We start from the raw sequence: 246 nt of genomic DNA on the forward strand, positions 1-246 counted from the left end.
GGCCAGGGTGACCCCGAATACCCCTACGAGGATGTAGCAGACACCGGCAGCGATGCCCGCGACCCAGCGTTTGCCCGGGTCTTCGTGGGCTTCCTTGCCAGTGCAGATGGCGGCGGTGATGGCAGCGATGTTGAAAGCGTGCGACCCGAACGGTGCCATCAGCAACGACCCCAGGCCAGTGACTGCCACGATCGGATTGGCGCTGGTCTTGAAGCCATCGTTGCGCAGCACCAGCATGCCTGGCAT

General features: G+C 63.8%; 1 protein-coding gene. It reads right to left on the reverse strand.

Annotation, left to right across the window (positions count from 1 at the left end):
* Positions 1-246: benzoate/H(+) symporter BenE family transporter (locus FQ668_RS27985; protein WP_178097254.1), on the reverse strand; the 246-nt coding region annotated here is incomplete at both ends.

This window comes from Pseudomonas sp. Kh14, assembly GCF_900291005.1.
GTDB lineage: Bacteria > Pseudomonadota > Gammaproteobacteria > Pseudomonadales > Pseudomonadaceae > Aquipseudomonas > Aquipseudomonas alloputida.